This window comes from Acidovorax delafieldii 2AN (genome assembly GCF_000175235.1).
GTDB lineage: Bacteria > Pseudomonadota > Gammaproteobacteria > Burkholderiales > Burkholderiaceae_C > Acidovorax > Acidovorax delafieldii_B.
Genome location: NZ_ACQT01000264.1, coordinates 1 through 4,775 on the forward strand (window position 1 = coordinate 1; position 4,775 = coordinate 4,775).

The window sequence follows — 4,775 nt, forward strand, 5'->3', positions numbered from 1 at the left end:
ATGTGCGCTGCCAGGGCCAGCGACAGCGCCGCGGCCACGGCGGCCGCCACGGCATACCCGCCGGCGGTTGCGGCAAGGGTGCGCACGGCGACAGCAAGGCGGTAACGCCCGTCCACGCGTGCCGCCTTCATGGCTGTGCGAACGGGGGCAGGGAACGGGCACGTGCCGCCAGACATGGGCGGCGTGGGATGCAATGGAGGGGGCGAAGCGGCATGGCGGGGCTCCAGTCAGGTTTCTGGGAAAACGCTGGCTGCAACGGGGGCATGGCCCGGCAATGCTGGCTGGCTAGGAAGGGTGAAAACCGCCTTGAATTGTATTGTTGTTGATATTGATTCTCATTTGTTTGGTGTAAATTTGTAGCGGATGACGCGCTGTTGCAACAACCTGCACGCCTTGCACTGCGCGGCCCGGGCGAAAAAAAACGGGCCCGAAGGCCCGTGGTGGTGCTCTGGTGTCGCGCCGCTTATTCCACTTCGCCCATCTGCGACTGCAGGTAGTTGGGCAGGCCCACCTTGGCGATCAGGTCGATCTGGGTTTCGAGAAAGTCGATGTGCTCCTCGGTGTCGTCCAGGATTTTTTGCAGCAGGTCGCGCGAGACGTAGTCGCGCACGGTTTCGCAGTGGGCGATGCCGTCCTTGATCGTGGCCTGTGCACCCTGTTCGGCGCGCAGGTCGCAGGCCAGGATTTCGGGCACGTCTTCACCCACCTGGATCTTGGCCAGGTCCTGCAGGTTGGGCAGGCCGTCGAGCATGAAGATGCGGTCCATCAGCCAGTCGGCATGCTTCATCTCGCCCATCGATTCGGCGTATTCCTTCTTGGCCAGCTTGTCGAAGCCCCAGTGCTTGAGCATGCGGTAGTGCAGGAAGTACTGGTTGATGGCCGTGAGTTCGTTCTTGAGCTGCGCCTGCAGATGGCCAATGACCTGTGCATCACCTTTCATGGGGACTCCTTGGTGTGTTGATTCGACGGTCATTGTCGTGACCCCTGCCTGCCAGCGCAACCAAGGCCCTGGTGTCGGTGCCGCGCAAGCGCTGCGGTCGCGCCGCAGACTGCGCGCGAAGGGGCTTCACCGGCCCTTCGAAACTTGCGGGGGCGATCGTCATAAAATAGCAATGCTCAATTGATTCAATCAAATCAATTAATTGGATTGATGGCTGTGAAAAGCCTAGACTTCAGTCCTGTTCAGTCCTGTTCAGTCAACCAACCACCAAGGAAACAGCAATGTCCCTGATCAATACCCAAGTTCAGCCCTTCAAGACCGAAGCCTTCCACAACGGCAAGTTCGTCACCGTGACCGAAGAGAGCCTGAAGGGCAAGTGGTCGGTCGTGATCTTCATGCCCGCAGCCTTCACCTTCAACTGCCCCACCGAAGTGGAAGACGCGGCCGAGCACTACGCCGAATTCCAGAAGGCCAACACGGAGGTGTACATCGTCACCACCGACACGCACTTCTCGCACAAGGTGTGGCACGAAACCTCTCCTGCCGTCGGCAAGGCCAAGTTCCCCCTGGTGGGCGACCCCACGCACCAGCTGACCCGCGCCTTCGACGTGCACATCGAAGAAGAAGGCCTGGCACTGCGCGGCACCTTCATCATCAACCCCGATGGCGTGATCAAGACCATGGAAGTCCACTCCAACGAAATCGCCCGTGATGTGAAGGAAACCCTGCGCAAGCTCAAGGCAGCCCAGTACACCGCGTCGCATCCTGGCGAGGTGTGCCCCGCCAAGTGGAACGAAGGCGCCAAGACCATCGCTCCGTCGCTGGACCTGGTCGGCAAGATCTAAGCCACAAAGCCGATTGACGGCGGAGCGCCCCGGCGCTCCCAGGCCGGACACCGCTGTGGCGCCTGCGCCATGCCGTCCGGCTTTTTTTCGCCTGCAATTTCCGCCATTGCGTGGGGCGGCGCCAAAAGCGACCTGCACACACCCTACAACTCGAACCCAGAAGGAACACCACCATGCTCGACGACCAACTCAAGACCCAACTTTCGGCATACCTGGAGCGCGTGCAGCAGCCGTTCGAGCTGGTGGCATCCCTGAACGACAGCGAAACCTCCCGCGAGATGCTGGAGCTGCTGCAAACCATCCAGTCGCTGCGCAGCGACAAGATCAGCCTGCGCACCGATGGCAACGACGCCCGCAAGCCCTCGTTTACCCTGCAGCGCAGCGGCAGCACCAGCCAGCTGCGTTTTGCCGGCCTGCCGCTGGGCCATGAATTCACCTCACTGGTGCTGGCCCTGCTGTGGACCGGCGGCCACCCGCCCAAGGTCGAGCAGGACGTGATCGAGCAGATCCAGGCGCTGGACGGCGACTTCCATTTCGAGGTCTACATGAGCCTCACCTGCCACAACTGCCCGGACGTGGTGCAGGCGCTGGCGCTCATGGCCATCCTCAACCCCAAGATCAAGACCACGGTGATCGAAGGCGGCGCCTTCCAGCAGGAAGTGACCGAGCGCGAGATCATGGCCGTGCCCATGGTTTACCTGAACGGCCAGGAATTCGCCTCGGGCCGCATGACAGTGGAAGAAATCGTGGCCAAGCTCGACACCGGCGCGGCGGCGCGCGATGCTGCCAAGCTCTCGGCCAAGGCGCCCTACGACGTGCTCATCATCGGCGGCGGCCCTGCGGGCGCAGCGGCCGCCGTGTACGCGGCGCGCAAGGGCATCCGCACCGGCGTGGCCGCCGAGCGCTTTGGCGGCCAGGTCAACGACACGCTGGGCATCGAGAACTACATCTCGGTGCTCGAAACCGACGGTCCCAAGTTCGCCGCCGCGCTGGAGGCCCACACCCGCGCCTACGACGTGGACATCATGAACCTGCAGCGCGCCGACAAGCTGGTGCCGGCGGCACAGCCCGGCGGGCTGATTGAGGTGCAGCTGGCCAACGGCGGCTCGCTCAAGGCCAGGACGGTGGTGCTGTCCACCGGCGCGCGCTGGCGCAACGTGAACGTGCCCGGCGAAGCCGAGTACAAGAACAAGGGCGTGGCCTACTGCCCGCACTGCGACGGCCCGCTGTTCAAGGGCAAGCGCACGGCCGTCATCGGCGGCGGCAACTCGGGTGTCGAGGCTGCCATCGACCTGGCTGGCGTGGTGGCGCATGTCACGCTGGTCGAATTTGCCGACCAGCTCAAGGCCGACGCCGTGCTGGTCAACAAACTCAAGAGCCTGCCCAACGTCACCATCCACACCAACGCGCAGACCACCGAGATCACCGGCGCTGACGGCAAGGTCAACGGCCTGCGGTTCAAGGACCGGGCCACGGGCCAGGAGCAGCTCGTGCCGCTGGAGGGCGTGTTCGTGCAGATCGGCCTGGTGCCCAACACCGACTGGCTCAAGGGTACGGTCGAGCTGAGCAAGTTTGGCGAGATCGAGATCGATGCCAAGGGCCACACCAACGTGCCTGGCGTGTTTGCCGCCGGCGACTGCACCACGGTGCCCTACAAGCAGATCGTGATTGCCGCAGGCGCCGGGGCCACGGCAGCGCTGAGCGCGTTCGATCACCTGATCCGCACCGGCGTGCCTGCATGATTTACGGTAAATAGGGCGGTAGCGCTTATGGGATGAGCACTGGCAGCTATCAAAATGAAAGCGGCGGAGCTGTGACGAACAGCCCCGCCGTTTTTTTCTGACGCTCTGAATGCCTGGGCCGGGAGCCGGGTCAGAAGGTGTGCAGCATGCCTGTGGTGAGGCCGGTGGCGCGGTCCTTGTTGGCGGCGCCCTGGAAGCCGTCGCGCCACTGGGTGCGGTCCAGCTCTGCATACAGTTTGGTGCGGCGGGAAAGCTTGTATTCGGCAAACAGGAAGGCCCGGGTGTAGCCGTCTTCCTGCTTGCCGGTCCGTTGGCGGTCAAGGCGGTACACAGCGGCGGTGAGGTCCACCGCGCCTGTCACCGACCATGTCGCGCCCGCTGAGTGCACCCGCTGCTGCGTGCGCGCCGTGGCGGACGTGTCGCCTTCGCTGCGCGCCGTGTTGGCGGCCAGGCGCACGCGTCCCACCTGGTAGGCGGCGCCCAGCGTGGCGGCCTGCAATGTCAGGTTGCCTGCGGTCTTGAAGCGCTGGACGGCGCCCGAAACGGACCAATCCCCCGCGGCATAGGCCAGACCTGCGCCCGCCGAGGACTGGGCCTGGGTGCTTCCCGCGTTTTCTCCGAAGCTGTACATGGCGCGTGCAGTGACGGGCCCGAACCGGCCCGTGTACTTGAGGGCGTTGTCCAGGCGGTAAGAGCCGCTGGAGGAGCCCGCCGTGCCGTATTCAACGCCCAGGCCATGGTTGCTCAAAGCCGCCGTGACGATGTTGGGGTTGAACGATGCGAAGCGCATGCCTGCGGCGTCCACAGGGCTCACGGCATCGGCCAGCAGATTGGTCTGCCGGCCAGCCGTGAGCTGGCCCCAGGCGCCGCCCATGCCGACGATGGCGGCGCGGTCGAAGAACTTGGCGTTGGCAGTGCTGCCGCTGTCGATGTTCAGGCCGGTCTCAAAGTTGAAGAGTGCGTAGAGGCCGCCCCCCAGTTCCTCCCGGCCCCGCAGCCCGAAGCGGCTGGTGTTGTTGACGCCGCTGGCCAGGCTGGTGGCAGAGACGCTGCTGGGCGCATTGGCGGCGGTCATGCCGGCGGTATGGCGCACGCCGGTATCGGCGATGCCGTACATGGTTGTGCTGGTCTGCGCCAGGGTGAGCGCGGGGGTGGCCAGGGTGGCGAGCCACGCCAGGTGTTGGGGTTTCATGTGTCTCCTTGTCGTTGTGAGGGGCGCGGCGGTGCGCCGCACCCGGAGGGCAGTGC

At 64.5% G+C, this 4,775-nt stretch carries 4 protein-coding genes; 2 read left to right on the top strand and 2 right to left on the bottom strand.

Going from position 1 to position 4,775, the window contains the following annotated elements:
* Window positions 1-463 precede the first annotated feature (463 nt).
* The gene (gene bfr, locus ACDELDRAFT_RS19250; protein WP_005799705.1) at window positions 464-940 is read right to left on the bottom strand and encodes a bacterioferritin; all 477 of its coding nucleotides are present in this window, start codon (window positions 938-940) and stop codon (window positions 464-466) included.
* Between the two features lie 281 nt (window positions 941-1,221).
* Here bfr and ahpC point away from each other — a divergent pair, with 281 nt between their 5' ends.
* Window positions 1,222-1,785 (top strand): alkyl hydroperoxide reductase subunit C, encoded by a 564-nt coding sequence (gene ahpC / locus ACDELDRAFT_RS19255; RefSeq protein WP_005799706.1) that lies wholly within the window; start codon window positions 1,222-1,224, stop codon window positions 1,783-1,785.
* 173 nt (window positions 1,786-1,958) lie between these two features.
* Window positions 1,959-3,527 (top strand): alkyl hydroperoxide reductase subunit F, encoded by a 1,569-nt coding sequence (ahpF, locus tag ACDELDRAFT_RS19260; RefSeq protein WP_005799707.1) that lies wholly within the window; start codon window positions 1,959-1,961, stop codon window positions 3,525-3,527.
* Between the two features lie 130 nt (window positions 3,528-3,657).
* Here ahpF and ACDELDRAFT_RS19265 read toward each other — a convergent pair whose 3' ends face one another.
* The gene (locus ACDELDRAFT_RS19265; RefSeq protein WP_005799708.1) at window positions 3,658-4,719 is read right to left on the bottom strand and encodes a porin; all 1,062 of its coding nucleotides are present in this window, start codon (window positions 4,717-4,719) and stop codon (window positions 3,658-3,660) included.
* Window positions 4,720-4,775 lie beyond the last annotated feature (56 nt).

Bases quoted from the DNA above. Each gene is read 5' to 3' on its own strand.
- bfr (WP_005799705.1), bottom strand. From the start codon at position 940: ATGAAAGGTGATGCACAGGTCATTGGCCATCTGCAGGCGCAGCTCAAG.
- ahpC (WP_005799706.1), top strand. From the start codon at position 1,222: ATGTCCCTGATCAATACCCAAGTTCAGCCCTTCAAGACCGAAGCCTTC.
- ahpF (WP_005799707.1), top strand. From the start codon at position 1,959: ATGCTCGACGACCAACTCAAGACCCAACTTTCGGCATACCTGGAGCGC.
- ACDELDRAFT_RS19265 (WP_005799708.1), bottom strand. From the start codon at position 4,719: ATGAAACCCCAACACCTGGCGTGGCTCGCCACCCTGGCCACCCCCGCG.